Genomic DNA, 26269 nt, shown 5'->3' with positions numbered 1-26269 from the left:
CCGCAACCGCCGAAGATGCTTCGGCGTGAGCCGCCCGGCACCCCCGTCTTCGATGATTCCGGCAACTTATCGCGCAGATGGAGAATTCTATTCACATTTATAGCGCTGATCTCGCACAATCTTCATACTCACTTCCTGGCGGCGATCCCGCCGAAACCCCCGTCGAGAGATCCAGGAGTGCGGATGAAGATCGGAATTCCCCGCGAGGTGAAGAACCATGAGTATCGGGTGGCCTGCACGCCGGCCGGTGTGCACGAACTCGTGGCCCGCGGGCACGAGGTGTTCGTGGAGACCGGCGCGGGCGTCGGCTCCACCTTCGAGGACGACGCCTACCGCTTCGCCGGCGCGCAGGTGCTCGGCATCGCTGACGACGTCTGGGGCGCCGCCGATCTGGTGCTCAAGGTGAAAGAGCCCGTCGCCGAGGAATATTCGCGCATGCGCCAGGACCAGGTGCTGTTCACCTACCTGCACCTGGCGGCCTCCCGGGAGTGCACCGACGCCCTGCTGTCCTCGGGCATCACCTCCATCGCCTACGAAACCGTCACCGCCGTCGATGGTTCCCTGCCGCTGCTGGCCCCCATGAGCGAGGTCGCCGGACGCCTTGCCCCGCAGGCGGGGGCCTACCACCTGATGCGCAGCGGCGGCGGCCGCGGCGTGCTCATGGGCGGCGTCCCGGGTGTGCGCCCGGCCCGCGTGGTGGTGATCGGCGCGGGCGTATCCGGCCGCAACGCCATCGCCGTCGCGCACGGCATGCACGCCGATGTCACGGTGCTGGACTTGAACATTCACCGCCTGCGCGAGATCGACGACCTCTACCAGGGCCAGGTGCGCACAATCATGTCCAACCGCCTCGAGGTCGAGAACCTGGTGCGCGAGGCCGATCTGGTCATCGGCGCGGTGCTGGTGCCCGGCGCGAAGGCCCCCACCCTGGTCTCCAACGACCTGGTGGCCCAGATGAAGCCGGGCTCGGTGCTGGTCGATATCGCCATCGACCAGGGCGGCTGCTTCGCCGACTCGCACGCCACCACGCACGACGACCCGACCTACCGGGTGCACGACTCGATCTTCTACTGCGTGGCGAACATGCCCGGCGCGGTGCCTCATACGTCGACCGTGGCCCTCACCAACGCGACACTTCCCTACGCGGTCGCCTTGGCCGCCAAAGGCTGGCGGGCCGCCGTCGCCGCCGACCCGGGCCTGGCCGCGGGCCTGAGCACCCACAGGGGCGAGCTGCTGTCGGAATCGGTTGCGGCAGCACATGGTTACGCCGCGCACCCTCTCGCAGCCTAGGGCGGGCGCCGTCGCTCAGGAGGCGGCACGGCGCCCCGGCCGCACATGCTCGAAGATCAGGATCGTCTCGGTCGACGCGACGGCGGGATGCGCGCTCAGGTGCTCGAGCACGAAGGTGCGCAGCTCGCCGGAGTCGGCGGTGGCGACATGGATCAGGTAATCGTCGGCTCCGGCAATGAAATACACGTTTTCGACCTCCGGCAGCGCGGCCATCTGCTCACCGAACTCGGCCAGATGGCTGCGAGCCGCCGGGCGCACTCGCACCGCGATCATGGCTTGTAGATCGCGACCCAGGGCGGCGGGGTCGATATCAGCGTGGAAACCGCGAATCACCCCGTGCTCCACCAGGGCTCGCACTCGCCCCAGACAGGTCGAGGGCGCGATTCCCGCGGCCGCCGCGAGTGCGTTGTTGGTCATCCGCCCGTCACGGGCCAGCTCATCGAGCAACAATCGGTCGATGGCATCCAGCGGCATCGGCCGCCCCGCTCCACCTGTGACATTCGATCCTGAAGAAAGCTTCTTCATAGAGGAACTGTACCGAAAATCCTTCGCGCGGTACGCCTGAATCAATCGAATCTTCGCCTGCAGTCCGTGATCGCCCAGATGCGCCAGGTGGTCGCGCCGCGCTCATGGTGCCTACTCCGCTCCACCTGGTGCACCTGCCGCACGAAGTACCGCCTCGCGTCGCGGTCGTCGCCGCACGCCAGGTGCGCAGCCAAGGCTCGTTGCGCCACTTCCAGATTCAGCACCGGATGATCCCGGTGCGGCTCATCGCCCGGTCTTCCGCCCTGTACACTCGTCGCGTGGGTACTTTCTGGCACGCTGTCACGCCGCCGCCGGTCGCGTGATCGGGCGCATCGGCTGATCCTCGTTCGGCACCCCGGCTGACTCCTCACGGCAGCCTGGTTTTCGTCGTGCGCCCGTTTCGAATCCTTCCCCCATCGGAATTCGACGACGGAGTACTCGACAGTGCCCAATCGCACGACCACCTTCACCACGTCTCGTGCCCATTCCGCCTCCTGGCGTGGCAGTCTGCCCATCCTGGCCGCCGCCATTCTCTGGGGTAGCACCGGCACGGCGGCGTCACTGGCTCCGGCCGGAACGCCCGCCGTCGCAATCGGTTCGGCGGGCCTTGCCCTCGGCGGCTTGCTGCTGTTTCTGATCCGTCGTGGAAATCGACTGCGCCCCAGCACATCCGAACGATTGCTGCTGATGCTGGGTGCCTGCGCCGTGGCCGGATATCCGGTCACGTTCTACCCGGCGCTGGCACGTACCGGCGTCGCCGTGGCGACGGTAATCGCCCTCGGCAGCGCACCTGTTCTCGCGGGCCCGCTGTCCTGGCTGACCGGCGGCGGCAGGCCGACCACGCGATGGGCGCTGGCCACACTACTGGCCGTCATCGGTTGTGCCGTCCTGATCGCCGGACGGCAGATCGGTGTCCCGGCACCGGGCATCGATGGTCTCGGCGTCGTGCTCGCGGTCTGCGCGGGCCTCGCTTACGCCGTCTACTCGCTGATCGGCAGCATTCTCATCGCCCGGGGCCACTCGTCGGGCAAGGTCATGGGCACGATGTTCGGTGTGGCCGCTTTGCTGGTCCTGCCCGTCGTAATCGGCTCCGGCATAACCTGGCTGACCACTGCCCGAGGCGCGGCGGTCGTCCTCCATCTGGCCCTCTTCACGACGCTCCTGGCCTACCGGCTCTTCGGCTACGGCCTGCAGCACACGACGGTCGAATCCGCCACCACCTTGACCCTGGCCGAGCCGGCGGTCGCCGCCGTTCTCGGTGTGACCGTCGTGGGTGAGCGGCTTCCGATGTTGTCCTGGTCCGGCATGGCCATGCTCGCCGCCGGGTTGGCGCTTCTCACCGTCCCGGCGGCGAGGCGGGCTGTCAGTCCTTGAAGTACACGAGTTGGTGGCTGGTGGCCAGCGCGGCGCCCTGATCGGTCCACAGGTGAGCCGACTGGTCGAAGAATCCATTGCCGAAGTGTTGTGCCCGAGCGGTCGCGAGGACGAACCGGCCAGGGTCCGCGCGCGGGTCGATCTCGGCGTGGAAGTAGACGGTGAGCGAGACGGTGCCGGCGGGGACCATCCGGCCCAGGCGCAGCATGACGCGCGGGAAGAAGACATCGCTCATCGCCGCGATGGCCGGATAATCCAGCGCGCGAGCAGGAGCGTCCCGAACCCACAGGGTGGAGGTGGAAGTCGGTGACGGTGCGCCGTCACCGACGAAGGGACCACGGCCCGCCACGAACCGCATATCGTAATTCCGCAGCCACGCAGGCGATTGCGGCAGTTCCGCCACCTCGAGGGCGTCCGGTGCGGGCGCGTCGGGCGGGCTGATCTCGGTGTCGGACCACGTCGGACGGCGCAGCGCGCACACCACGGTCGCGGTCGTGGCCACGCTGTCGTCTTGCCGCATCGTCACCACCCAGTGCTGCGTGGTGCGATTGGTCCGCACAGGCTCGGCGTCGATGGTGAACGCTCCGGTGGCGACCGGACCCGCGTAGTTGACGGTCAGTGACAGCGGGCTGCCCGAGCAACGCGGGTCGTCGAGCACGGCGCGCAGCATGGTGGCGGCCGTGATCCCCCCGAATGGGCCCACCATATTCGAGTACTCGGGCGCGGTATGGCCGACGAATCGGCCTTGGCCCTCCGGTGTCAGCGCCGTGGCGATATCGAACGGGTGCTCGAGGGTTGTCGTCGACCCCAAGATGGTTCTCCTTCGAAGAGCATGCGGATTCATGTGCTCGACCGAGTGACCGGGGCACAGACCCCGCCAACAATAACGGTCGTTCTATTCGAAGGAGGTCGCCCGAGGCGGGCGGTCACACCCCCGTGATGTCGCGGCGATCGAACACCGGCAGAGCGGCGACGATGAACACGGCAGCGGCGACGGCGAGCCACAGGTAGCCGAGCCGCAGGCCCGCACCCATCGGCCCGACCGTGAGTACCTGGTGGAACGGCGACCACGGGCCCCACGGGCGCACGGCGTCGACGATCCTCGACGCCGCGTACAGCACGTACGCGCCGACGGCCAGCACGCTCGCCACCGCGAGGGCGATCAGTCGGCGGCCGGTGGCGGCGCCGACGGCCAAACCCACGGCTCCGAACGGGGCCGCCAGCACGATCATCGCCACCGAACCGGTTGCGGCAGCGCCGATTCCGACATGCATCCCGAAGATCGCCGAGAACGTGACCACGGCCGTGAACAGCACCGTGCCGAGCAGGATCAGCCCGCTGAACAGGACCGCGCTCTGTTCCAGCAGCAGCCGTATCGGTGTCACCCTGGTGACCAGCAGCACCTCGAGGGTGCCGGTCTCCTCCTCACCGGCGATCGCGCGGGCACCGCGCGACACCGCGAACACCAGGAACAGGATGGGAAGCATCACGCTGTACAGCTCGGTATTGAGAAATCCTGTGCCGGTGGTGAATTCGTCGATCGAGAACAGCTTGCGCAGCGATTCCGGATAGTTGTTCAACAGCTCCTGGAATCCGGAGATGTGTGAGATCGACGGCCACAGCGCCGACTCCAGCAGCACCAGCGCGACAATGCCGAGGCTCCAGCCGATCAGCCCGCGCCGTTGATCGCGCAGGCACTTCGAATACACCGTGCCGAACATCAGCGGTCCTGTCCGTAGTAGGTGAGGAAGACGTCTTCGAGGTCGGGTTCGTGGCTGACGATGTCGGCGACCCCGTAGGGCGCGACGAACTTCAACAGTTCCGCCGTCGACCCGTCCACCTCGACATGCATCGTGTGATCGGCGCTCTTGACCGACCGGACCCCGCCCACCGCGCGCAGCAGCGCCGGATCCGGAGGCTCGGCGGTGAAGGTGAGTTCGAGCCGCCGCAGCGACTGCGCGGTCAGCGCGGCGACCGACTGTATCTCCACGAGTCGGCCGTGGCGCAGAATCGCGACGGTGTCGGCCACCGCCTGAACCTCCGACAGCACATGCGAGGACAGGAACACCGTGCGTCCCGCGGCGCGGGCCTCTCGCAGCAGCGTCAGGAACTCGCGCTGGACCAGCGGGTCCAAACCCTGGGTGGGCTCATCGAGCACGAGTACGTCCGGATCGGTCATGAAGGCCTGCACGATGCCGACCTTCTGCCGGTTTCCGTGCGACATCGAGCCGATGCGTAGCGACGTATCCACGTCGAGGCGCTCGACCAGCCGCCGGAGCGTGGCGGGGTCCACGCCACCGCGCAGCCGGCCGATATAGGTCAGATACTGCTCGGCGGTCAGGTCCGGATAGGCGACGAATTGCCCTGGGAGATAACCGATGCTCCGCTGTGCGTCCGAGCGCCGGCGCACGGTGTCCGCGCCCGCGACGCTCACCGAACCGCGGCTCGGTCGCATCAGCCCCACCAGCATGCGGATGGTCGTGGTCTTGCCCGCGCCATTGGGTCCCAGGTATCCGAAGATCGACCCGGACGGCACCTCGACGCTCACGTCGGCGAGCGCGGGTACGCGACCGTAGAGCTTGGTCAGCCCTCGCATCACAATCATCGGCGGCATGATCCCAGCGTTGCGTCGAGCCGCCCCGCGCCAGCAGAGTCCAGCGAACCCCGCCGAACTGACAAACGTCACTTCAGCCAGGCGGGATCACGATTACGTTGCGGAATGGACCCACTGGTGTGTGGCTCAGGCGTTTTCCATGGCTGCCGGGCAGGCCAGGCGGGAGTTGAAGCGGGAGTAGCTGAAATACACGATCAGGCCGATCACCAGCCAGACCGCGAAACGGACCCAGGTTTGCCAAGGCAGTGACCAGATGAGGTAGACGGAGAAGCCGATGCCGACCACCGGAACCACCGGCATGAGCGGGAGCCGGAATTCGCGAGCCTCATCGGGGCGGGTATAGCGCAGCACGATCACCGACACGCTGACCACGATGAATGCCATGAGAATGCCGATATTGGTCAGCTCCGCAACGGTATTGATGGGCAGCAGTCCGGCGAGCATCGCCGAGCCGCAGCCCACGATCCAGGTCACCCGGGTGGGCACCCGGCGGGTCGGGTGTGTCTTGGCGAACCAGGCCGGCAGCAGTCCGTCGCGGCTCATGGCGTGCCAGACGCGGGTCACCCCCAACATGAAGGTGAGCACCACGGTGATGATGCCGACGATCGCGCCGACGGCGATGATGTTCGCGATACCCGGCATGCCGGCGGATTTGAACGCGGTGGAGAAGCCGGAGGTCGGGCTGATCTCGGTGTACTTCTGCATACCGGTCAGCACCAACGTGGCCAGCACATACAACACCATGGCGATGGCCAGCGAGTAGATGATCGCTTTGGGCAGATGCTTTTTCGCCTCGGTGGACTCCTCGGCCGCGGTGCTCATGGCGTCGTAGCCGAACACCGCGAAGAACACCGTGGCCGCGCCGGTCCACACCGCCCCGGCGCCGAAGGGGAAATACGGGTGGTAATTCGCGCTGTCGATCTTGAACAGGCCGAGCACGATGATCAGCAGCACGATCGCCACCTTGATCCCCACCGCGACGGTCTCGAACCGGCCCACGCTCTTGATACCGCGCGACAGCACCCACGCGCTGCCCAGGCAGAACAGGATCGCGAACACATCCACCACATGCCCGCCGCCGGTGCCGGAGGCCCCGAGCATCCAGTGCGGCAAGGTGATTCCGATCTGATCCAGCAGGAAGTTGAAGTACCCGGACACACCGATGGCGACCACCGCCGCCACCGCGACGTACTCGAGTAGCAGGTCCCAGCCGATGAACCAGCCCGCCAGCTCCCCCAGCGACACATACCCGTAGGTATAGGCGGACCCGGCCTTGGGCACCATGCCCGCGAATTCCGCGTAGCACAGCGCCGCGCACGCACTGGCCACGCCGGCGATCAGGAACGAGAGGAGGACCGAGGGTCCGGTCGTATTGTGAGCGACCGACCCGGCCAGGGCGAAAATGCCCGCGCCGATGATGCCGCCCACACCGATGGCCGTCAGCTGCCACAGGCCGAGGTGCTTCGACAGCCGCTCGTCCGTGGGGGTGACGTCCTCTACCTCCGAGATCGGCTTGCGGCGCAGAATCTGGCCGCGCAACTCCGCGAAAGACATGCGGGATCCTTTCGTTCCGCTGCGCATCGCAGTACCGCAGTAACGCAGGTCACACTCGAGCTGGCTCAACTAATCGGACCATGTCCGACGCTGTGATCGGGCGGTTGGTCGAATAAGATTCAGAATTATTGTCCGACCGGCCAACACGGCCTGCCCCGCGTCTCCCGCCGAGCCGCCCGGTAGCCGGATCGATTCAATGCTGTGCGCCCGCGGGGACGAGCTCGAGGACAACGCCAGATTCGCCGGACGCTCGGCGAGCCGACGCAGGAAGTAGCCGTACCACCGGTAGCCGCGGAGCACATAGATGCGCAGGCACGCCAGCCGTCGCCGCTTCCCGTCGCGGATGCCGTAGGCCGCCGGATTTGCCTCGGCGCGACGGTCTGGTCGATGCGAAAATTCCCGGAACCATGCCGTCATCGATTTGGCCTGGCACCCTTTTTCAATGAAGTGGTCAATCGTCCTGGTCTGGGTGCTGGCCCTGACGGTCGGATGCGCTGCGCGGACATCGGATTCGCCTTGGCGCGAACTGTCCCTGCCCCAACGTGGTGCGCGGATTCTCGAGTTCGCGCCCACGCCCGACGGCGTCCTGGCCCTGGGCTCGGTACCTTCCGGTGACGGGCGCGCCCCGGCCGCGTGGTCCTCCATCGACGGCACACAGTGGAAGACGGTCCCCGTCCGGCCCGACAGCCCGTATGGCGCACTGGCGGAATTGATTTCGGCGGGCGCGGGCGAACACACGACGGTGCTCGGCCGGGCTTTCGGTGGTGCGCACAGCAATCCGCGCATGACCATCTGGAGCGGGGATGTCCACGGCCTGACCGAGCACGCGCAGGTTATGGAGATGTTCGGTGGTCCGCACGCCATCGCGGTGACCGCCGCCGCAGCGCGGGGCGGCACAGATCTGCTGGTGGGCGGCTGGGATGGTCCCTCGGGCCGCTACGGCGCCGCGGTCTGGACTTCCGCGAACGGCGCGGACTGGCAGCGTCACGCGGACGATCCGGCGCTGTCCTCGGCCCCTGGCGAACAGACCGGCGTCGCCGGGGTCGGCACGGGTCCCGCGGGGTTCGTCATCGTCGGGGAAACGTTGCGCGACAGTATCCTTCGGCCGCTGGCGTGGACCTCGCCCGATGGCATCGAATGGCAGCGCCATGAGCTCCACGGCAGCGATGCCGTCGCCGCCCGCGTGGGCTGCGGCACCACCTGCACCGTTTTCGGTCAATCCATCGGTGCCGCCCCGCACGTGCTGTGCTGGCCGTCCACCGGCGCCGAGGCCGTTCCGGGCCCCGGCGCGCGGACCGTCGATGTCCTTCAGGTTCTCCCCACCGCCACACGCGTACTGAGCCTGGTAGCCCTTGATCACGTGGTGCAGCTGGTCTCGGTGGGCTCGAATTGCACCGACTGGCAACAGATTTCCCTACCTGCCATGGCCCCGGCGGCGCGCATGATCGCCCTGCCCTCCGGCCTGCTGCTGGCCACCACCGACGCCGACCGCAGCAGGCTGTGGCTGCGTGCCCTGCCCTGACGGCGGGGCAGGGGTTACCGCATCACCACTCGACGGGCAGCGATCGCACGCCGTAGACCATGGCGTCATACTTGAAGTCGATCTGCTCGGTCGGCACCGTCAGGCGCAGGGTCGGAATGCGGCGGAACAGCGTCTGCAACACCATGCCGAGCTCGATGCGCGCCAGCTGCTGCCCGATGCACTGGTGCCGGCCCGAGCCGAAGGCCAAGTGCTGGGTGGCATTCGGGCGTGTCAGGTCGAGGGTGCCCGGCTCGGGGAAGACCTCCGCGTTCCAGTTCGCGGTGGCCAGATCGAACACGATCGGGTCGCCCGCCCGGATGACCTCGCCGCCGACCTTGATGTCCTCGACGGCCACCCGGCGCAGTCCGGTGTCGACGATGCTCATGTAGCGGATCAGCTCATCGACCGCGTTGCCGAGCACCTGCGGGTCCTCGGTGTCGCGAACGACGGCCAGCTGCTCGGGCCGGTCCAGCAGCGCGATGACGGCCAGCGTGATCATGTTCGCGGTGGTCTCGTGCCCGGCGACCAGGATGCCGACCGTCTGCAGCGAGGCCTCCCACACCTGCAGCTCACCGTCGCGCACCAGCTCGGCCACGTCCGAGAGCAGATCCTCGCCCGGGTTCTCGGTCTTGGCCTCGATGAGCTTGTTGAGGAAGCCCAGCATCTCGAGGGTCGATTGCTGCTGCTCCTCCGCGGTGGCATTTCCGCCGAAGCCGAGTTCGGTGGCCTCCTGGAAGAACGCGTGGTCCTCGTACGGGACGCCGAGCAGTTCGCAGATCATCAGCGACGGCACCGGCAGCGCCAGCGCGGTCGCCAGATCCGCCGAATTGCCCGCCGCCAGCATGGCGTCGATGGTCTCGTCGATGTGCTTCTGGATATTGGGCCGCATGGCCTCGAGCCGCTTGGGGGTGAACGGCTTGGCCAGCATGCGCCGGTAGCGGGCGTGTTCCTGGCCGTCGGTATTGAACATGGTCCGCGGGCTCAGCTCCGCGACCGCCTTCATGCCCTCGTGGATGTGCGGGTAGGACGGGTGGTGGTTGTCGGCGCTGACCCGCGGGTCGGCGAACAGCTCACGCGCCTCGGTGTAGCCGGTGATCAGCCACGGCTGCTTGCCTTCCCAGGTCCGAACCTTGGAAATCGGCCCGGCGGCGGCGAGTTCGCGAATCTCCGCCGCGGGCACGAACGGGCAGCTCGCCGACCGACGACCGGGATAGAAGGTCGGTTCGGCGGTGGCCTCGGTGCTGGATTCAGACATGGTTCGGTCAATCCTCGATCTGTATTGCTTGGGCTGGGCAGAATTCGGCGGCCAGGCGCACGGCCGGAGCCTGCTGTGCCGCCGGATTCTCGTCGAGCAGCACCACGACGCCGTCGTCGTCACGCTGATCGAACACTCGATCGGCCCGCAGCACACACTGACCTGCTGCGATGCACTTGTCTTGGCTGACAGCGACTTTCATGCCGCAACCCGGCGCTAGCCGCGCACGGCGTGGGCGGCGCGCAGGTTGTCGACCTGCGCGCGCATCGCCTCGGTGATCGGACCCATCTGCGCGTAGCTGTTCCACGCCGTGTCGAACTCGACCTGGATGGTGAGCCGGTCACCGACGGTGAACACGGTCATCTTCGGCGGCATGCCCAGCGCCATGGCGAACATCTCGTCACGCACGCTCTCCAGGCCCGCGGGCAGCGGATGCGCGGGCACGCGTCCGACATTGGAGAAGCCCAGCGTCGGCGGCGCGGCGAAGAGCGCGCCGATCTCCGGATCCAGCTCGCGCTGCGAGGCCCGCAGGAACAGGGCCGGGAAGTGCGCGTCGAGCGCGGCCCGCATGCCCATCTCGACCATCCGGGCCAGCTCGACCGGATCGGCGTTTGCGGCCGCGAAGACCGGGGTGGCCACTCCGCCCACACAGTTGAGGACGTTCGACTCGGTCAGCGGCGGAACCAGTTCCGAGCGCACGTCCACCGCGTGCCCGCACACCATCGGCACCGGCGCGGCGTCGATGCCGAGGTGGGCGCGGACCACCGCCAGCGCCGCACCGGCCAGCAGACTGTTCACTGACACCTCGTGCGCGCGGGCGGCGGCGACGAGGTCGGCGGTCTCCTCCGCGGTCAATTCGATGCGCTGCAAGGCGATCCGGCCCAGCGGATCGGCAGTGGTGCCGTCCCCGTCGCGCGGCAGCTCCCGCGGTGCGAGCGCCGGGTCCGCAGTGGCGGCGATGGCGCGCAGCTGGGCGAGGAATTCGTCGACCTGCTCCTCGGTCAGGCTGCGACCCAACTGGTCGTCGACGCCGTCGACCAGCTCGGAATCCGCATCCGACACCGGCAGCGGCGAACCCGCCAGCTGGGCGGCATAGCGCTGCCACATCTCACTGACCAGGGCGAAGGCTGAGCGGCCGTCGGACATGCCGTGGTGCAGGATCAATACGATCTGGGTGCGGTCCGCCTCGCGCAGGACGCGCGCCTGGAAAAGACCGCGGCTCCAGTCCTGTTCGGCGTTCAGCAGCGCCAGGTAGGCGTCCTCGCCGCCCTCGGCGACATCGAGGGCCGGCTCGAAGTCCTCGCGCACCTCGAAGCGCGGGACACTGCCCGCCTCCGTGATCACCTCGGCCCGCAGCAGCACATGCCCGGCGGCCAGTTCGGCCAGCACCCGCCGCAGTACCTCGAGATCGACTTCTCCGCGTACGGTGCTGCTGATGAAGAGCGGCACATCGGCCTTCGGCAGGTTGCCCCACCGGATCTCTCGGTCGAAATGCCTTATCTCGAACAGAGATAGCGGGCGTTGTGTGGTCATCGTTGAACCGGCCTCCGTGCGTGATGCTTGCCGTAGCGACCATACACACGACGGGGACAATCTTCAGTGCCGATTGTCAGCGACCGGTATCGACCTCGAACGGCCGATTACCCTCCGGCACACAACTATTGCCCGTCTTGTCGCGATCGATGATAGGTGGACCGCGGAGACATCCGAACGGCGCGCCGAGCAGGTGAACCAGGCGGGTTGAGGGCCAGATCTTGATGAGGACCGGCACCACGAGACCGCGCAGCCGGCACGTCCACGGCACGCCGGCCATCAGTCCCGGATGGGGATGACGATGAAAAGGCTTCGAAATTAGAGGGATACGGGGTCGCGGACGTCGCGGGCTGCTCCCACAGTAGGTTGCTCCTCTCGCCTCGAGCATCCCCGTGACGAGCGCGGCGAGGAGCAGCGGATACAGCACCGATGATCTCGGCCAGTGATCCCGACCGCTCCGAGCCGATCCAGCGCCTCCCGCTGGCGTCCACCGCTCCGGCGAGCCCTCGTCTCCGTCAGCCATTCCGTTCGATCGTCGAAATCTCAGGGCGCGCAGCCATTTCGAGGGCTCGCCGCGCTGAAGTGCTCGCGGAGGGGGAAGACGGCCCGGCGGCCCGGACCGTTCGGCAGGCTGCCCAGTGGCGCACGTCACTCGGCCGGGGTGTCACAGAAACGGAGTCGTCGGCAACTTGTGTCCGTCGAGCGTCAACACCCGAGGAGTAAGCGATATGACCAGCATCGGCGTCATCATCGGCAGCACGCGCCCCGGGCGCAATGGCGGGAACGCGGCCCGCTGCGTCCGGGATCTCGCGGTCGAATATGCGGGTGAGGCAGCCGAATTCGAGCTGGTCGACCTGGCGGGCTACCAGCTGCCCCTACTGGACGAACCCACCCACCTCCGCATGGCCGACATCCGCTCCCAGCCGGCCCTGACGCTGCGCGAGGACTTCGTGAACTTCACCGAATTCCGACCCCAGCCGGCGCAAGCCGCCGCCCTGCACGGCCTCATCGACGAACTGCTGGCCTGGTCCCGCGCCCTCGCCCCACTGCACACCCCCGTCCCCGCAACCGTTTCGTAGCCCAAGGAGGCAAAACCCATGCGTATCATCGTCTTCGGCGCCAATGGTCCGACCGGCCGCCTGCTGACCGCCCAGGCCCTCGACGCCGGACACCACGTCGCCGCGGTCACCCGGCAGCCGGATTCGTTTCCGCTGCGCCACGATCGGCTCGAGGTGATCGCCGCCGATGTCCTCGACCCGGGGGCCGTGGATGCCGCGGTGGCCGGGAGCGACGCCGTGCTTTCGACGCTCGGAGCGCCGCCGAGCAAGGAGCCGATCACCACCTACTCCCAGGGCGCGGCCAACATCGTCGCCGCCATGCAGCGGCACGGCGTCCGGCGGTTGGCCGTGGTCAGCTCGGCCGGAGTCGACCCGCAGCCCTACTCCGACGGCGGGTTCTTCTTCAATCGGGTCATGATCCCCTTCGTCACCGGTGTGGCAGGCAAGTCCATCTACGACGACATGCGCCGCATGGAAGAGTTCCTCAGGGCAAGCGATGTGGACTGGACGGTCGTGCGCCCGAGCGGCCTTTACCATCTGCCGGCGGTCACTGACTACACCATCGTCGAGGGCTTCGCCGATGGCCGCTTCACCTCCCGCACCGACCTCGCCGCCAGCCTGCTGTCCCTCGCCGACAGCGACCGCTTCGTCCGCGCCACCGTCAGCGTCATCACCACCACCGACAACCCGCCCCTGTTCCGGTGGATTCGGCAGGAAGCCATGGCCAGGAGCTGAATCCGCTACGTGTCACTGGCCGCGGGCTTCGAACGCCGCGCGTCGATTCGGTTCCGGCTCTGCAAGATCGCCGGCCATGCCTGTCCGACCGCCACGGGGCCACGCCGGATTCGGATACCGCCGTCGGGCCTGGCCGGTCCCCGCGACGGACCGGAACGTCCACCGAGTCTCGTTGCGCCGGGGGTGGTTTCGCGACTCGAGCCGTTCCCGACGACCCGGTCTCTCCCCCGCCGACGATCCGGCCGCGGCGGTTGTGGAGCGGGATTCGCTGCGATGACGGTCATCGGAAACTACGGCACCTGACCGCCCCGCCAGCGCGTGAGCCCCATCCTGCGTGAGGTGCCGCGCCCTCGGCGGCCGAACCGAGCAGATCCTCGGCACCGGGATCGCGACGGTCAAGGCGGGCCTGCGCCATGTCCGCTTGGGCGAATTGTCCCCCGAGCCCGGCGAATCGCTGAAACCGACCACCGGGAACGGGCACTGCTCGACGGCTTCATCCCCGCCTTCGAGCAGTGCCGAGCCGGTCTGCTCGAACAGCCGGTGCGCTCGGGCTCCACCCTGGAAGCGACCCGTGCCGTGACCGGCAGGAGGGGCGCGTGAACTGTATCCACATGCTCGGCGCGTACGTGATGGGCGCGCCCCGACGACCGGCGGATGCTCCCCCACCACCGCCACTGGACGACCCGCCGCTCTCGAGTACCACTGGGACGCGGGCGTGTCCCGGCGGAACCGGACCGTGGCCCTGACCCCCGGCCGTGACCGGTGTATCCCGCCTGATCGCCGTCCACGATCCGGCTCTCATCGCGATGCTCGGCTTCCCGGACGTGCCCGCGCACTGACCGAATCGGGCGCTCGATCAAGAAACAACGAAAGCCGCTCAGCGCCCGCTCGGCCGTCGAATTTTAGCGAATTATCGATGCTAAAAATGCGCTTCATGGTCCGCGGGGATGATAGGACTTCCCTGCATTCGGGTAGATAAACATCGAAATAACTTTTGAATCACAACAGGTCAAATCGGACAAACAGCCCTTGCCGACCAGCGGTGTTCGTGTCACGGTATATCAGGGTTTGGCTCAGTTCAACTCACACCGAGGAGTTTCGAAATGAGTAGCGGACTTTCGTACGATGCATCACTCGAGAACGCCCTCGAATTTCTGAAGCTTCAGCCCGAAAGTTCTTCACTGTTCAGCCCCGCCAATTCCGAGAACCGCTCGCTGCATATCGTTCTCGTCGCTCCACCGTATTTCGACATCCCGCCGGCGGGCTACGGCGGTGTCGAGGCGGTCGTCGCCACGCTCGCCGACGAGCTGGTCGACCACGGCCATCGCGTCACCTTGCTGGGCGCCGGCCGGCCCGGCACGAAGGCCCGATTCATCCGGGTCTGGGACGAGGTGCTCACCCAGCGGCTCGGCGAGCCGTACCCGGAGATCGTCAATGCCATGAAGGCCTGGCAGATCGTCGAGGCGTTACACGCCGAGGACCCCGTCGACGTCGTGCACGATCACACCTTCGCCGGTCCAGGCAATGCGGCCGCATACCGGATGCTCGGCATTCCCACCGTCGTCACCGTGCACGGTCCGGTCGACCCCGACATGCGCGACTACTACCAGTCATTCGACCACAGTGTGCGGCTCGTGGCGATCAGCGATCGGCAGCGCGCGCTGGCACCGGATCTGAACTGGATCGGCCGCGTGCACAACGCGATTCGGCCGGAAGAGTGGCCGTTCCGTACCGAAAAGCTCGACTACGCACTGTTTCTGGGTCGTTACGCCCCCTACAAGGGCGCCCACCTGGCGCTCGAGGCCGCGCACGAGGCCGGGATGCGGCTGATCCTGGCGGGCAAATGCAACGAACCACCCGAGCGCGAATTCTTCGGCAAGTCCGTCGCTCCGCTGCTCACCGACACCGATGACGTGTTCGGCGAGGCCGACGCCACCGCCAAGCGCCACCTGCTCGCCGGAGCGCGCTGTCTGCTGTTTCCCATCCGGTGGGAGGAACCCTTCGGCATCGTGATGATCGAGGCCATGGTCTGCGGTACCCCGGTGATCGCACTGCGCGGCGGCGCGGTGGAGGAGGTCGTCGAACACGGCGTGACCGGATGGATCTGCGACGATCCGGCCGAATTGCCCGACGCCATCGCCCGCGCCGACGAGATCGACCCCTACGCCTGCCGGGAGCGGGTCGAAAAGCTCTTCGCCACAGACCTTTTCGCGCAGGGCTACGAAACGGCCTACCACCGGGCGATCGAGCTGGCAGCGGAGCGGGCGCCGCGACCCGCTGTCCTGCTTACCGGCGTGCGGGCGCCGACCACGTCGCGGGCCCTCAGCACGCAGGTGCCGGGCGGTCGCCCGTGAGCGTATTCAATGCCGGCCCGCCCGTCCTGATCGAGGGCGGCGCCGGCGTCGTCACACTGGTCGCGGCGGGCACCTTCTGCCTGTCCGACCAGCTCGGGGACATTCACCCGGGCACCGCCCACGGTTTGTTCTACCGGGACGCGCGCATCCTGACCCGATGGGAGCTGCGCGTGGACGGCCTTCCACCGGAACAGCTTTCGGTAGTGCTGCGGGAGCCGTTCCGGGCGCGCTTCGTCGCACGCAAACCGCCACCGCACGGTATTACCGACGCCACGGTGCTGGTACAGCGCCGGCGCATCGTGGGTGAGGGCATGCGGGAGATCATCACCGTGCGCAATCTCGGCGACGAGGACACCGCCCTGATGGTGACCCTCGCCGCCGAGGCGGATTTCGCGGATCTGTTCGCGGTCAAGGAGGGCCGGGTCAGCGGTGGCGGTGGCGAGTCGGCCGCCGCCGACCATGCGCTGCGCCTCAGCGACCGCGCTCAGCACGGTCGCGGTGTCGTCATCACCGCCACCGAGGACCCCGAGATCCAGCCGGGCTCACTGGCCTGGCGGGTGGTGGTCCCGGCGCACGACAGCTGGCAGACGGTGGTGCACTGCCAACCCATCATCGACCATCGCGCCGCCCCGATGAACTTCGACGACGGCGCCGAATACAGCCCGGCGGACAAGATTCGCCGCTGGCGCGCCACGACCACCACTCTCACCGCCAGCGGTGTCGGCCTCAACACGATTCTGCAGCGCACCGAGACCGATCTGGGTGTCCTGCGCTTGGACGACCCCGCCGACGGCACGTCCTATGTGGCCGCCGGCGCGCCCTGGTTCATGGCCCTGTTCGGCCGCGACAGTCTGCTGACCTCCTGGATGGCGCTGCTGCTGGATTCGGACCTGGCCCTGGGAACTCTGCGTCAGCTGGCCAAACTCCAAGGCGTCGAGTCGAATCCGATCACCGAGGAGGAACCGGGCCGCATCATGCACGAGCGGCGCTATGGCCCCGGCAGCGATCGGGTGCTCGGCGGCGCCGTGTACTACGGCACCGCCGACGCGACCCCGTTGTTCGTCATGCTGCTGGCCGAATGCCGGCGCTGGGGTATGGGCGCAGCGGCCGTCGAGGAGTTGCTTCCGGCGGCGGACGCGGCGCTGGCCTGGATCGACTCCGATGGCGACCTCGATGGTGACGGCTTCGTCGAGTATCGGCGCAAGACCGATCGTGGTCTCGCCAACCAGGGATGGAAGGACAGCTGGGACGCCGTCGGTTTCGCCGACGGCCGCCTCGCCGACCCGCCGATCGCCCTGTGCGAGGTGCAGGGCTACGTCTACGCGGCCCGGCTCGGCCGCGCGGAACTGGCCGAGGCGCGCGGCGATCATGTCACAGCGCAACGACTGCGCGCGCAGGCCGCGGACCTCAAAAGCCGTTTCGACGAGGCGTTCTGGATGCCGGACAGCGGCTGCTACGCCATGGCGCTGGACGGTGCGAAGCAGCCGGTCGATGTGGTGTCGAGCAATCCGGGCCACTGCCTGTGGACCGGTATCGTCCCCGACGAGCGCGCGGCGGAACTGATCGAGCGGCTCGGCGCCGCGGATGTGAACAGCGGATACGGTTTGCGTACACTGTCTTCCACCGCGCGTCGGTTCAATCCCATGGGCTATCACACCGGTTCGGTGTGGCCGCACGACACGGCCATCGCGGTGGCCGGTCTGATGCGATACGGCCACATTCCCGGCGCGCTGGAACTGAGCGTTCAACTGGCGAGCGGGCTGCTGGAGGCCATCCTGGAATTCGACGCCCGGCCGCCGGAGTTGTTCTGCGGCTTCTCGCGTACCGAATTCCGTTCCCCGGTGCCCTATCCCACCTCGTGCTCACCGCAGGCGTGGGCGAGCGCGGCGCCGCTGCTGCTCATGCGGTCGTTTCTGGGCCTGTCACCCGACGTTCCCGCGCGCACTCTGACGATCGCGCCCCGACTGCCCGAACGCGCGGGGGCGGTCCGGCTCGCCGATCTCCGCCTCGGTCCGGCCACGGTGACCATCGAGGCCTGCGGCACGGACGCGAAGGTCGAGGGGTTGCCGCCGGATTGGCAGCTGAACCAGAAATGAACAAACGCGGTTCCGGCCCCGGCCGGAACCGCCCTTCGTTCTATCTGCGGCGTCAGCTCCGCCGCCTTCAGGGCAGCAGCGGCTGGTTCCCGGGCGCGCCGGACCGCGACGGGTATCAGGACGCGGGCCTCGATCTCGACCTCGCCGCACGCGGCTACACCGTCGACTACGACTCGACCTTCGACACAACCGGATACGAGGGTGCGAGCACCGAGACGATCCCGGCGCGCGTGCGGCGGTACACGGTGCCGTGCGCGACGATTGTGTTGCATCTGTGCCGCGAGTCGATCGACACCGCGGCCCTGCCCTCGATCAGGATGGCGGGGACTCTGGCCCGGGCGATGGGCGAAGCAGGACTTCGGTCACACCGCAGAGGACTACAGTCGATGCTTTCAGCTACCTGATGCCCTACCCGAGCGCGCTGGGTTGCGGTGAGATCGCTTGTGTCAGTACTGCTTCCGACACCCTACGGAGGAAAAGATGAGTCTGCTTCCGGTTCACCGTCGGACGGGTACAACGTTGCCCGATCTCGAGGACATGTGGAACGCCGCCTTGATGCCATTCGGCGGATGGGCGCCGACGTTCGAAACGCATCTACTGCGCGTGGAGGACACTGTCGAAGACGGTCACTACGTCGTGCGTGCGGAGATTCCCGGCATCGATCCGGCCAAGGACGTCGAGGTTTCCGTGCACGAGGGACAGTTGACCATCAAGGCCGAGCGCACCGAGAAGAAGGAAGAGAAGGGGCGATCGGAATTCCGATACGGATCCTTCGAACGCACCGTCACGCTGCCGGCGGGCGCGCAGGACAAAGACATCGACGCCACGTACGCCAAGGGGATCCTGACGGTCAGCGTGCCGATGGAAGAGCAGCCCAAGGAAGTGACCAAGAAGATCGAAGTGAAATCGGGCGACTGACACAACGCACCTGACCAGGCCCCGAAAATCATCGCGATCATCCAGGCACCCGGCGGTCCGTGCCGGCCGAACGATAGCGGGACGTAGTGTCCGGGTGCGGTGATCGTGGCCAGGTCCGAGCTGCGGTCGGGGAAAGAGACGAACGGCCCTACCCTACGCTCAGTTCGACTCGATGAGACGACCCGACAACGAGCTCATTTCTGCCGAACCGGCACCGACTGAATCGCGAGCAGTCCAAGTGTCAGCTGACCGCCATGACGCGGGCCTGATCGCCGGTGCCGGTTTGGTGGTCTCCGAGCATCTGCTGGCGGTCTCGGCTTCAAAGCGTCACGGGCGGGTGCGGGATTCGTCCATGCGGTGGTCGTCCGGGGCGACAGAACGGATCCGAGGGGCAAGCGCTTGCACGGGTGAAGGTACCGATGCTGTTCCTGATCGCCGGGCGTAGCCACGCGACCGTAAGTCTTGACGTCGTCGGTATCCGAATCAGTAGTCCGGAGGAAATCATGAGCCATCCAGCCGATCCGAGCCCGACCGAACGCCACCGAGCTGCTCGCCATGCCGTGGACGAGCTCGGACAAGCCCGCGACGACCACGCTCTACTGCGGGTGCGGTGCGGTCGTAGCCACCATGTCGCGACCATTTTCGACACCGCGATCGGCGCGGTGTACGAGTCGTCGGTCGGCCCACACGCGCACGGACATCGTGATTTCGTCGACGAGGCCCACCACGCGGCCCACCACGGCACTCGCTACGTCGACATGCTCGACAGTGACATCCTCGCCGAGGATCTGGTGCCCGCCTACTGCGAGTGCGGCAGTTACGAACTATCCCGGAACGAGATGCGGCGCGCTATCGACGAGGGCCGGCACACGATCCAATTGAGCTGACCACGGCGCCGGGACGATTCGCCGCTCACGCGGCGACAGTATGGATGACTACGACGGTATCGAAGGCCAGAAGGTATCGAAGGCCATACCAAACTGGAAAGGACATGGCCCGACCATGACCGTGCTGCGCATCATCGCCGGCAGCGCCAACCCCGAGCTGGCCGCTACCATCGCGAATTACCTGGGCGCGGGCCCACCGGAGACCGTCCTGGACCGATTCCCCGACGGAGAATTGCTCCCGACGGTCGAAAACGTCGGCGGTAGCGACGTTTACGTCGTGCAACCCACCCCGCCTCCGGTCAACGACCACCTCGCCGAACTGCTATTGCTGCTCGATGCCTGTCAACGCGCTCGCGCCGCCCGCATCACGGCGGTGGTGCCGTATCTCGGCTACGCCCGCCAAGACCGGCGTACCCACCCGGGTCAAGCTCTCGGCGTCGCGGTGTTCACCCGGGCCATCGCGGCCGCGGGCGCGCACCGCCTGATCGTGATCGATCCACACACTCCAGCCCTCGAGGCGATCTGCCCCATCCCCACCGAGACGCTGACCGCCGTTCCCGTCCTGGCTCAGGAGATCGCCCTGTCCGAGCGAGTGGTCGTCGCCCCGGATGAGGGCGCGGTGAAACTGGCCGAGCAGTACGCGCAAGTGTCGCCGAATCCGCTTGCGGTGGTGCGCAAACGCCGCGAGAGCGGCACCACGGTCACGGCACTGGAGTTGATCGGCGACGTACGGGGCGCGTTGCCGGTGATCGTCGATGACATGATCAGCACGGGTGCCACCATCGAAACCGCGGTCGGACTGCTGCGCGTGCACGACGCCGCCCCCGATGTGACCGTGGCGGCCACACACGGCGTCTTCGCGCACGGCGCAGTCGGCCGTCTGCACCGCCTCGGGCTGCGGCACGTACTGATCACCGATACCATCGCGCACCGGAGTCTGCCACCGGAGTTCCAGGTGTGCTCGATCGCGCCGCTGCTGGCCGAAGCCATCGCGGCCATGCACGACAACGCCGCACTGCACCCGCCGGTGAGCACCGTGTGGAGTATCTCATGACCGTGCCGACAGCGCGGCGGCCGCCGCTGCCAGCGAGGACGTGAGGCTGTGTCCTACAGCGGCCCGACTCATGCCCTGGGCGTTATCGAAGGCTGATCAGTTCTCAGCCGTGATGGGACGAAAGTCATTCCAGCAGGTGACACGCTGCACTCACCCGGCCACCGCCGAAGGGCGGATCGTATGACTCGGCTCGAGCGCAGCTAGAAGGGAGCCGAGCCCGCGGTCGATTCCATTTCTGGCCGCATGCGGTGACCTCCCGGCGAACCCGGGGCGGGCAAAGTCCACGATCGGCGTGACCTTGTCCTCTTCTGCGAACGTCGGTGGAAAGCAATGGTGATGAAGTCCATGTCTTTCGAGCAGGAGGGTAGACCATGACTACAGCCAAGGAGATCATGCACCCGGGTGCCCAGTGGATCTCGCGTAAGGACACAGTCGAACGTGCGGCCCAGCTGATGAAGGAACTCGACGTCGGCGTGCTACCGGTCAGCGATGAGAACGAACGACTGTGCGGGATCATCACCGACCGCGATATCGTGCTGAAATGTATTGCCGTCGGCCATGATCCAGCGAAAACGACATGCTCGGACCTGTGCGAGGGAACCCCGCGGTGGATCGACGCGAACGCCGACGTCGATGAGGTGCTGCGCGCGCTGGAGAATCATCGGATCAAGCGGCTGCCGGTGATCGAGAACAAGAAATTGGTCGGCATGATCAGCGAGGTCGACATCGCTCGGCACTTGAGCGAGGACGAGATCGCCGACTTTGTGGAGCGTGTGTACGCGGGTCGATAGCGACTTCCGTAACGAGCACGACCCACGGCCGCCACGGAACCCTTCGCGCGCGAATATCTGCTGCGAGGCACTGGTGCGCTGCGATGCGTGCGGCCGCACGATGCAGGCCGAAGTGGTCAGCGGGATCATCTACCGCCGCTGCCGCGTCAAGACCTTCGCCGCCGCCAGTCCTGTGTCGGCCGAGCACCCACATACAGTTTCGGCCCCGACGACAGCTTGCCGTCGGGGCCGAAACTGGGTTCAGCATTGGTGTCCGGAGGGGGACTTGAACCCCCACGCCCTAATACGGGCACTAGCACCTCAAGCTAGCGCGTCTGCCATTCCGCCACCCGGACCGGTGGTGCTCAGCAAGGCTATCGGATCGGACCGTCTGGACCAAATCGGTCGATTTCCTGCATCTTTTACCGAGCATCTCGAGACGGCGGGAGTGGTTGCCGCCGGGCCGATTCGCGACCCGGCAGGCCACCCCCGACTCTCAAGCCTTCAGCGCCTCCAGCAGCGCGGCACGCTGGCGGGAGCCCAGGCCGCCGATGCGGCGGTCGGCGGGGATTTCGGCCTCGTCCATCAGCTTGGCCGCCTTGACCGGGCCGATGCCCGGCAGCGCCTTGATGACCGCCGCCACCTTCGTCTTCTTGACCAAGTCCTCCTTGTCGGCGCGCCTGAGCACGTCGGCGAGGCTGACCGACCCCTTCTTGACCTGCGCGATGAGTTCCGAGCGGGCCTTACGAACCGCGGCGGCCTTGGCCAGCGCCTCGGAGCGTTGTTCGGGGGTCATGGTGGGCAGAGCCATATGTCCTTACCTTTCACTCGTTCGCTGGTACGTCGCCGACGATTCAACATGACACCGGGCCTTCCGCAGGTACGACACACCGCGTGGACGTGGCCGACACGTCGAGCGACCGGCGAAATACGGGCACTGGGCACCGGTCGGATGGCCGGTACGGCACAGGTAAGGCTACCAGTAGTTTGCTGGATGGCGGAGCTGGCAAATTCGGAACGCCACGCGCGGATCGGTACTACGGTGAGCGCGAACATCACCGAGCACCGGCGGAAGGCGGGGCAGATGACGGGGTCGTACTCGTACGCCGATCCGACCACGACCGAACTATCGCTTGCGGACCGATACGACAGCGCAGACCCTGTGACCTGGAACGGAGCGCAGGTCTACCCGTTGTATTCGGAACTCGTCGGCGCCTCGCCCACCACGGTCCGGCTGGCCCTGCGCAGCGTTGCCCCGCGCCCAGACGTCCGCAGTCTCGGCATCGGGCTCGCCGTGGACCATGGACACGTGTTGCTGGACGGCCGCCAGCTCAGGGGGGTTGACGTGTGGAGCGATGCCATGGCGGCTGGCATCGAGCTCCAGGTGTGCCCCGAGGAAGGCGACGCGGCCATCACCCTGACCCCGGTATGGGTCGATCGCACCGAGGCCACGGTCTCCTGGATCGGTAACTACGGCATGCTCATCACCCGCGAATCGACCTCGACGGTCCTGCGATGCAGCACCGGCGTCGGCCCGCCCGACTTCGGCGAGCTGGTCGTGGAACTCACCACCGCCCTCACCCCGCCGCCCCCGGAACCGCAGGCCGAGGCCAGCCGCTACCAGAACGCCCTCTACGAGCTGGGTGTGGCCATGCAGCGGCGGGGCGATGAGGAGCAGGCCTGCCAACTATGGGCGCAGGCAGCCGAATTCGGGCATCCGGCTGCCGCGTACGACCTCGGCGTATTCCGCTATCGCCGCGGCGACTACAGCGAGGCCGAACACTGGTGGCGCACTGCCGCGACCCACGGCGATTCCCGCGCCATGGCCGGCCTCGCCGAGTTGCTCGCCCGCCGCGGCAGTGCCGGCGAAGCCCGGGCCTGGCGCGCCGCCAGTGCCGCCGAAACCCAGTCGCCCTGACCGCTTTCGACGTGTCGGGCAGGGGCGGCGGATTTGTAGCCCGCTCCGGTGAGGGAGTCGGCCTGCTTCAGTTCGGCGAAACCACCGGTGAAGACGACCTCGCCGCCGTGTGCGCCGGCGGGGGTCCGATATCAACGATATGGTCGGCGATCTGGATGACGTCGGGATCACGCTCGACGACCAGGACCGTATTTCCGTTGTGCCGCAGCGCTTCCAGCATGCGACTGAGCCGCCCGAGATCGCGTGGGTACAGGCCGACGCTGGGTTCGTCGAAGATGTAGGTCATCCCGACCAGCGTGCTGCCCGGATGCTTGATCATCTTCAGGCGCCTGCCCTCACCGCGGACAGGGTCGAGGTGGCGCGGTCCAGGCTGAGGAGGCCGAGTCCGATGTCGGCGACGCGCTCCAGCGCGACCCGGGTGGCCTCGACCAGCGGGAGGGCGGCCGGATCGTCGATCTCGCCCAGCACCTCGATCAGATCGGTGATCTGCGAGCCGGCCCAGTCGGCGATATTCCTGCCATTGATCTTGGTGGCCGGCCCACTTCAAGAGGCAGAGATAGGTGACTCAAATCACATGGCTTTCGCTGAAGGTCCGGGTCCAGCCCGGATTGCCGAACGGTCGCGCCCATCTACAGTGGCGGTCGATCGCGCGGCCGACATTGCCGCGCACGACACATGAGGAACGCATGATGAACACCGCGCGATGGACGGCCCTGGCGGCCGCCGCACTAGCCGTAGCCCTGTTGTCCGGATGCTCGGACGTCGAGAAAGCCCTCAACAAGGGCGGCGACACCAAGTGCAGCGACTACCTTGCCCAGAACGCCGACACCCAGCGCGTCACCATCACCAAATTCATCAAGCAGCAGACCGGCAGCGACAACGAGCCCGCCGGCACCCAGGTCGACCTCTCCATGGCCGCCGTTCAAGGCCTCTGCCAGGTCCAGGCCAACAAGGACACCCCCATCAAGAACGCCGACCTGGCCGGCATCCTCATCAAGAAGTAACGCGCCGAATCCCGCCCCCACGCACCCCATTTCGCCTGGCCCAGCCCCGATTTCCGTTTGGGCCAACCCCTCCGCTAATCTTGTGCAGCATCATCGGTCCGGGTGGCGGAATGGCAGACGCGCTAGCTTGAGGTGCTAGTGCCCGTATTAGGGCGTGGGGGTTCAAGTCCCCCTCCGGACACGTACTTACCACACGGGTGGTGGCGGCGGGGATTCTGTCGCCACCACCCGTTTCTTGTCGTCCCAGCATGGCTGGCGCTACCCGGCGCCAACGCCGCGAATCGACCGGTACCCGGTCATGAAGAATTCGATCCTGCTGCCGCACAATGTGTTTCAAGCCTTTTCGTCGAATACCGTTGCTGTGCCCGCGTTCTCATCACCGATGCCCGCTGCCCGCGCTGTCGTGCCGGGGCCGGCCGCGAGAGCGGATGGCGGATCGCTGAGTGCCGCCGAATACGGCGTACCGCGGCTCGCCGACCACAGTGTGGTAGCCGGATACTGTTCGATATCTCGATGGGTGCCGGCAACGACACCGTCGCGCGGATCGCATCCTCGCGCTGATCGTGTCGATCATCTCGATCATGCCGATGGCAAGCCATCGCCTCGCAGGCCGCAAGGATGCACCAGCTGAGCAGCCTCAGCCGGGCCGCGGCAGCGCTGGACCTGGAAATGAAGACTTTCGGCCTATAGCGGACTCTGGCTGATCGCAGTTAACCTGAATCATCGTCCTATTCCCAACGTCGTGAAGAGGACGTCGCTTCGGTCGAAGCACAGGTGCCGGAGCTGCTGGGTCGACGCAGTCGTGACAGGGCCTGGCGTCGGACCATTCTGTATACAGGGTCTGGTTCGGCAATTTCGCAGCGTGGCTATCGCTCGCCATGCAGGACCATGACATGGTCGGGGTCGAAAATAAAAGAAGCGCGTCATAGGGCGTTTCCGAGGGCGGCGAAGCGGGCTACAGCAGTCAGCCCACTGTCTGCCATCGCAGATTCCGCCACTCGGTCGCCGGAGCACCGGTGCCAATCATCTAACGGTTTCCTGGCTGCACTGGGCGCGCATCAATCCAGTCACTCGATATCGAGGAACGAATATGTCCAGCAAAATGATCAAGTTCGTAGCCGCAACCGCTATTGCCTTGCCGCTGGGCGCTATCGCAGCCCCGGTAGCGTCGGCTAGCTCCATTTCGACGACACCTGCGAGTTCGACATCGACCGCAGTTATTCCTGCCGAAGGATCAATTTCCATCTGCTTCCCGATGGGCAGTGTGGTCTTTTGTATCTGAGAACACCGGCTGACGTCTCGACGCGGTCGAAAACGGCTGCGTGAATATTGGGGCATCCCCGGATCCCGACTTCCTGGGGCCGGGGATGCCCCAATACCAGGTAGACATATCGAACAAATATGCGGTGACACAGCTGAACATTTGTTTCGAACGCGGACCGGACGGCTTGACAGAACGCCGTGCCACTTGCGCCGACCGTTGAGATCAAGTTCCCATATCGGGGCGGCTACGGGTCCTCACCCCGACATCACGGCAGGTCGCGCGCGTGTATTCGAGTGGACCTAGTGGACCTATATCGCCGAATGGCTCGTAGGTCCCCCGGCCACCCGCTCCAACTCGCTGGGGCATATGCGGCCCTGTTCCCCATTGTCCACGGCTTGCCGACGGCCGGCTGGCGGGCATGTGGAAGCGTTTCGCCGCGCCCGGATGGCCGGTCCGGCCGAACCGATGACCAAAGTCCACCAGCGCACTGCTAATGGACATAGCGACACGACATAACCGACGGCTTAGCTGGATCGTAGCCATT

26 protein-coding genes, 2 tRNA genes and 1 pseudogene are annotated in these 26269 nt (G+C 66.8%); 15 read left to right on the top strand and 14 right to left on the bottom strand.

Annotated features, from left to right (window positions below; all coding sequences use genetic code 11):
- The first annotated feature begins 183 nt into the window (after window positions 1–183).
- Complete coding sequence (gene ald / locus GLP40_RS29615) at window positions 184–1290, top strand: alanine dehydrogenase (RefSeq protein WP_154791307.1); 1107 nt, start codon at window positions 184–186, stop codon at window positions 1288–1290.
- Window positions 1291–1305: 15 nt separating this feature from the next.
- Here the strand turns inward: ald and GLP40_RS29610 are convergent, their stop codons facing one another.
- Window positions 1306–1815 (bottom strand): Lrp/AsnC family transcriptional regulator, encoded by a 510-nt coding sequence (locus tag GLP40_RS29610; RefSeq protein WP_154791306.1) that lies wholly within the window; start codon window positions 1813–1815, stop codon window positions 1306–1308.
- A 444-nt stretch (window positions 1816–2259) separates the two neighbouring features.
- On the opposite strand from GLP40_RS29610, the gene GLP40_RS29605 reads away from it, so the two are divergent.
- Window positions 2260–3189, top strand: coding sequence for a DMT family transporter (locus GLP40_RS29605; protein ID WP_328290804.1), 930 nt, complete (start codon window positions 2260–2262; stop codon window positions 3187–3189).
- Here GLP40_RS29605 and GLP40_RS29600 read toward each other — a convergent pair.
- The 5 genes and pseudogenes from GLP40_RS29600 to GLP40_RS34175 all read right to left on the bottom strand — a co-directional run.
- Window positions 3179–4000, bottom strand: coding sequence for an acyl-CoA thioesterase (locus GLP40_RS29600; protein ID WP_230330063.1), 822 nt, complete (start codon window positions 3998–4000; stop codon window positions 3179–3181). The genes GLP40_RS29605 and GLP40_RS29600 overlap by 11 nt on opposite strands.
- Before the next feature lie 115 nt (window positions 4001–4115).
- Window positions 4116–4910 carry an ABC transporter permease gene (locus GLP40_RS29595; protein WP_154791304.1) on the bottom strand — a complete coding sequence of 265 codons (795 nt, stop codon included), beginning with the start codon at window positions 4908–4910 and terminating at the stop codon, window positions 4116–4118.
- Complete coding sequence (locus GLP40_RS29590; protein ID WP_230330062.1) at window positions 4910–5794, bottom strand: ABC transporter ATP-binding protein; 885 nt, start codon at window positions 5792–5794, stop codon at window positions 4910–4912. The genes GLP40_RS29595 and GLP40_RS29590 overlap by 1 nt, the downstream gene beginning before the upstream one ends.
- A 135-nt stretch (window positions 5795–5929) precedes the next feature.
- Complete coding sequence (locus tag GLP40_RS29585) at window positions 5930–7357, bottom strand: amino acid permease (RefSeq protein ID WP_154791303.1); 1428 nt, start codon at window positions 7355–7357, stop codon at window positions 5930–5932.
- A gap of 231 nt (window positions 7358–7588) precedes the next feature.
- Window positions 7589–7708: pseudogene (locus tag GLP40_RS34175) on the bottom strand (proline dehydrogenase); the annotation flags it as partial.
- A gap of 91 nt (window positions 7709–7799) precedes the next feature.
- Here GLP40_RS34175 and GLP40_RS29580 point away from each other — a divergent pair.
- The gene (locus GLP40_RS29580) at window positions 7800–8879 is read left to right on the top strand and encodes a hypothetical protein (RefSeq protein WP_154791302.1); all 1080 of its coding nucleotides are present in this window, start codon (window positions 7800–7802) and stop codon (window positions 8877–8879) included.
- A gap of 22 nt (window positions 8880–8901) precedes the next feature.
- Here the strand turns inward: GLP40_RS29580 and GLP40_RS29575 are convergent, their stop codons facing one another.
- The 4 genes from GLP40_RS29575 to GLP40_RS35175 form a co-directional block, all read right to left on the bottom strand.
- Entirely contained in the window at window positions 8902–10146 is a 1245-nt protein-coding gene (locus tag GLP40_RS29575; RefSeq protein ID WP_328290818.1) for a cytochrome P450, read from the bottom strand.
- Entirely contained in the window at window positions 10142–10336 is a 195-nt protein-coding gene (locus GLP40_RS29570; RefSeq protein ID WP_154791300.1) for a ferredoxin, read from the bottom strand. The genes GLP40_RS29575 and GLP40_RS29570 overlap by 5 nt, the downstream gene beginning before the upstream one ends.
- 14 nt (window positions 10337–10350) lie before the next feature.
- On the bottom strand, window positions 10351–11667 hold the full coding sequence (locus tag GLP40_RS29565; RefSeq protein WP_154791299.1) for a phthiocerol/phthiodiolone dimycocerosyl transferase family protein: 1317 nt from the start codon (window positions 11665–11667) through the stop codon (window positions 10351–10353).
- A gap of 76 nt (window positions 11668–11743) precedes the next feature.
- Window positions 11744–12190, bottom strand: coding sequence for a respiratory nitrate reductase subunit gamma (locus GLP40_RS35175; RefSeq protein WP_154791298.1), 447 nt, complete (start codon window positions 12188–12190; stop codon window positions 11744–11746).
- Between the two features lie 205 nt (window positions 12191–12395).
- On the opposite strand from GLP40_RS35175, the gene GLP40_RS29555 reads away from it, so the two are divergent.
- The 9 genes from GLP40_RS29555 (at window position 12396) to GLP40_RS29515 (ending at window position 21560) form a co-directional block, all read left to right on the top strand.
- Window positions 12396–12746, top strand: coding sequence for an NADPH-dependent FMN reductase (locus tag GLP40_RS29555; RefSeq protein ID WP_154791297.1), 351 nt, complete (start codon window positions 12396–12398; stop codon window positions 12744–12746).
- Window positions 12747–12764: 18 nt separating this feature from the next.
- Window positions 12765–13460 (top strand): NAD(P)-dependent oxidoreductase, encoded by a 696-nt coding sequence (locus GLP40_RS29550; RefSeq protein ID WP_154791296.1) that lies wholly within the window; start codon window positions 12765–12767, stop codon window positions 13458–13460.
- A gap of 1103 nt (window positions 13461–14563) precedes the next feature.
- Window positions 14564–15814, top strand: coding sequence for a glycosyltransferase family 4 protein (locus GLP40_RS29545; protein WP_154791295.1), 1251 nt, complete (start codon window positions 14564–14566; stop codon window positions 15812–15814).
- On the top strand, window positions 15811–17910 hold the full coding sequence (locus GLP40_RS29540) for an amylo-alpha-1,6-glucosidase (RefSeq protein WP_328290803.1): 2100 nt from the start codon (window positions 15811–15813) through the stop codon (window positions 17908–17910). The genes GLP40_RS29545 and GLP40_RS29540 overlap by 4 nt, the downstream gene beginning before the upstream one ends.
- The gene (locus GLP40_RS29535) at window positions 17907–18314 is read left to right on the top strand and encodes a hypothetical protein (protein WP_154791294.1); all 408 of its coding nucleotides are present in this window, start codon (window positions 17907–17909) and stop codon (window positions 18312–18314) included. The genes GLP40_RS29540 and GLP40_RS29535 overlap by 4 nt, the downstream gene beginning before the upstream one ends.
- Window positions 18315–18390: 76 nt before the next feature.
- Window positions 18391–18828 carry an Hsp20/alpha crystallin family protein gene (locus GLP40_RS29530; protein ID WP_154791293.1) on the top strand — a complete coding sequence of 146 codons (438 nt, stop codon included), beginning with the start codon at window positions 18391–18393 and terminating at the stop codon, window positions 18826–18828.
- Window positions 18829–19331: 503 nt separating this feature from the next.
- A complete protein-coding gene (locus GLP40_RS29525; RefSeq protein ID WP_154791292.1) occupies window positions 19332–19715 on the top strand; it encodes an alpha/beta hydrolase family protein in 384 nt (127 codons plus the stop codon).
- A 115-nt stretch (window positions 19716–19830) separates the two neighbouring features.
- On the top strand, window positions 19831–20769 hold the full coding sequence (locus GLP40_RS29520; RefSeq protein WP_154791291.1) for a ribose-phosphate diphosphokinase: 939 nt from the start codon (window positions 19831–19833) through the stop codon (window positions 20767–20769).
- Between the two features lie 371 nt (window positions 20770–21140).
- Window positions 21141–21560, top strand: coding sequence for a CBS domain-containing protein (locus GLP40_RS29515; protein WP_154791290.1), 420 nt, complete (start codon window positions 21141–21143; stop codon window positions 21558–21560).
- 247 nt (window positions 21561–21807) lie between these two features.
- Here GLP40_RS29515 and GLP40_RS29510 read toward each other — a convergent pair.
- Together GLP40_RS29510 and mihF are read right to left on the bottom strand one after the other, a co-directional pair.
- Window positions 21808–21895 (bottom strand) — tRNA-Leu (locus GLP40_RS29510).
- Between the two features lie 140 nt (window positions 21896–22035).
- The gene (gene mihF, locus GLP40_RS29505; protein ID WP_154791289.1) at window positions 22036–22350 is read right to left on the bottom strand and encodes an integration host factor, actinobacterial type; all 315 of its coding nucleotides are present in this window, start codon (window positions 22348–22350) and stop codon (window positions 22036–22038) included.
- 183 nt (window positions 22351–22533) lie between these two features.
- Here mihF and GLP40_RS29500 point away from each other — a divergent pair, with 183 nt between their 5' ends.
- The gene (locus GLP40_RS29500; protein WP_230330061.1) at window positions 22534–23457 is read left to right on the top strand and encodes a tetratricopeptide repeat protein; all 924 of its coding nucleotides are present in this window, start codon (window positions 22534–22536) and stop codon (window positions 23455–23457) included.
- 67 nt (window positions 23458–23524) lie between these two features.
- Here GLP40_RS29500 and GLP40_RS33420 read toward each other — a convergent pair whose 3' ends face one another.
- The gene (locus GLP40_RS33420) at window positions 23525–23776 is read right to left on the bottom strand and encodes a hypothetical protein (RefSeq protein WP_196054844.1); all 252 of its coding nucleotides are present in this window, start codon (window positions 23774–23776) and stop codon (window positions 23525–23527) included.
- Between the two features lie 2 nt (window positions 23777–23778).
- Window positions 23779–23925, bottom strand: coding sequence for a hypothetical protein (locus GLP40_RS33415; protein ID WP_196054843.1), 147 nt, complete (start codon window positions 23923–23925; stop codon window positions 23779–23781).
- Between the two features lie 221 nt (window positions 23926–24146).
- Here GLP40_RS33415 and GLP40_RS29490 point away from each other — a divergent pair, with 221 nt between their 5' ends.
- Window positions 24147–24461, top strand: coding sequence for a hypothetical protein (locus tag GLP40_RS29490; protein ID WP_328290802.1), 315 nt, complete (start codon window positions 24147–24149; stop codon window positions 24459–24461).
- Between the two features lie 96 nt (window positions 24462–24557).
- Window positions 24558–24642 (top strand) — tRNA-Leu (locus tag GLP40_RS29485).
- Window positions 24643–26269 lie beyond the last annotated feature (1627 nt).

Source organism: Nocardia aurantiaca, from assembly GCF_009708175.1.
Classification (GTDB): Bacteria; Actinomycetota; Actinomycetes; order Mycobacteriales; family Mycobacteriaceae; genus Nocardia; species Nocardia aurantiaca.
The sequence above is the reverse complement of the archived record's forward strand: the minus strand, read 5'-3'. Positions and strand labels throughout refer to the sequence as shown.

Excerpts from the sequence above, each read along its gene's own strand:
- ald (WP_154791307.1), top strand. The coding sequence starts at position 184 with ATGAAGATCGGAATTCCCCGCGAGGTGAAGAACCATGAGTATCGGGTG.
- GLP40_RS29610 (WP_154791306.1), bottom strand. The coding sequence starts at position 1,815 with ATGAAGAAGCTTTCTTCAGGATCGAATGTCACAGGTGGAGCGGGGCGG.
- GLP40_RS29595 (WP_154791304.1), bottom strand. The coding sequence starts at position 4,910 with ATGTTCGGCACGGTGTATTCGAAGTGCCTGCGCGATCAACGGCGCGGG.
- GLP40_RS29590 (WP_230330062.1), bottom strand. The coding sequence starts at position 5,794 with ATGATTGTGATGCGAGGGCTGACCAAGCTCTACGGTCGCGTACCCGCG.
- GLP40_RS29585 (WP_154791303.1), bottom strand. The coding sequence starts at position 7,357 with ATGTCTTTCGCGGAGTTGCGCGGCCAGATTCTGCGCCGCAAGCCGATC.
- GLP40_RS29580 (WP_154791302.1), top strand. The coding sequence starts at position 7,800 with ATGAAGTGGTCAATCGTCCTGGTCTGGGTGCTGGCCCTGACGGTCGGA.
- GLP40_RS29570 (WP_154791300.1), bottom strand. The coding sequence starts at position 10,336 with ATGAAAGTCGCTGTCAGCCAAGACAAGTGCATCGCAGCAGGTCAGTGT.
- GLP40_RS29565 (WP_154791299.1), bottom strand. The coding sequence starts at position 11,667 with ATGACCACACAACGCCCGCTATCTCTGTTCGAGATAAGGCATTTCGAC.
- GLP40_RS35175 (WP_154791298.1), bottom strand. The coding sequence starts at position 12,190 with ATGGCTGACGGAGACGAGGGCTCGCCGGAGCGGTGGACGCCAGCGGGA.
- GLP40_RS29555 (WP_154791297.1), top strand. The coding sequence starts at position 12,396 with ATGACCAGCATCGGCGTCATCATCGGCAGCACGCGCCCCGGGCGCAAT.
- GLP40_RS29550 (WP_154791296.1), top strand. The coding sequence starts at position 12,765 with ATGCGTATCATCGTCTTCGGCGCCAATGGTCCGACCGGCCGCCTGCTG.
- GLP40_RS29545 (WP_154791295.1), top strand. The coding sequence starts at position 14,564 with ATGAGTAGCGGACTTTCGTACGATGCATCACTCGAGAACGCCCTCGAA.
- GLP40_RS29535 (WP_154791294.1), top strand. The coding sequence starts at position 17,907 with ATGAACAAACGCGGTTCCGGCCCCGGCCGGAACCGCCCTTCGTTCTAT.
- GLP40_RS29530 (WP_154791293.1), top strand. The coding sequence starts at position 18,391 with ATGAGTCTGCTTCCGGTTCACCGTCGGACGGGTACAACGTTGCCCGAT.
- GLP40_RS29525 (WP_154791292.1), top strand. The coding sequence starts at position 19,332 with ATGAGCCATCCAGCCGATCCGAGCCCGACCGAACGCCACCGAGCTGCT.
- GLP40_RS29520 (WP_154791291.1), top strand. The coding sequence starts at position 19,831 with ATGACCGTGCTGCGCATCATCGCCGGCAGCGCCAACCCCGAGCTGGCC.
- GLP40_RS29515 (WP_154791290.1), top strand. The coding sequence starts at position 21,141 with ATGACTACAGCCAAGGAGATCATGCACCCGGGTGCCCAGTGGATCTCG.
- mihF (WP_154791289.1), bottom strand. The coding sequence starts at position 22,350 with ATGGCTCTGCCCACCATGACCCCCGAACAACGCTCCGAGGCGCTGGCC.
- GLP40_RS29500 (WP_230330061.1), top strand. The coding sequence starts at position 22,534 with ATGGCGGAGCTGGCAAATTCGGAACGCCACGCGCGGATCGGTACTACG.
- GLP40_RS33420 (WP_196054844.1), bottom strand. The coding sequence starts at position 23,776 with ATGATCAAGCATCCGGGCAGCACGCTGGTCGGGATGACCTACATCTTC.
- GLP40_RS29490 (WP_328290802.1), top strand. The coding sequence starts at position 24,147 with ATGAACACCGCGCGATGGACGGCCCTGGCGGCCGCCGCACTAGCCGTA.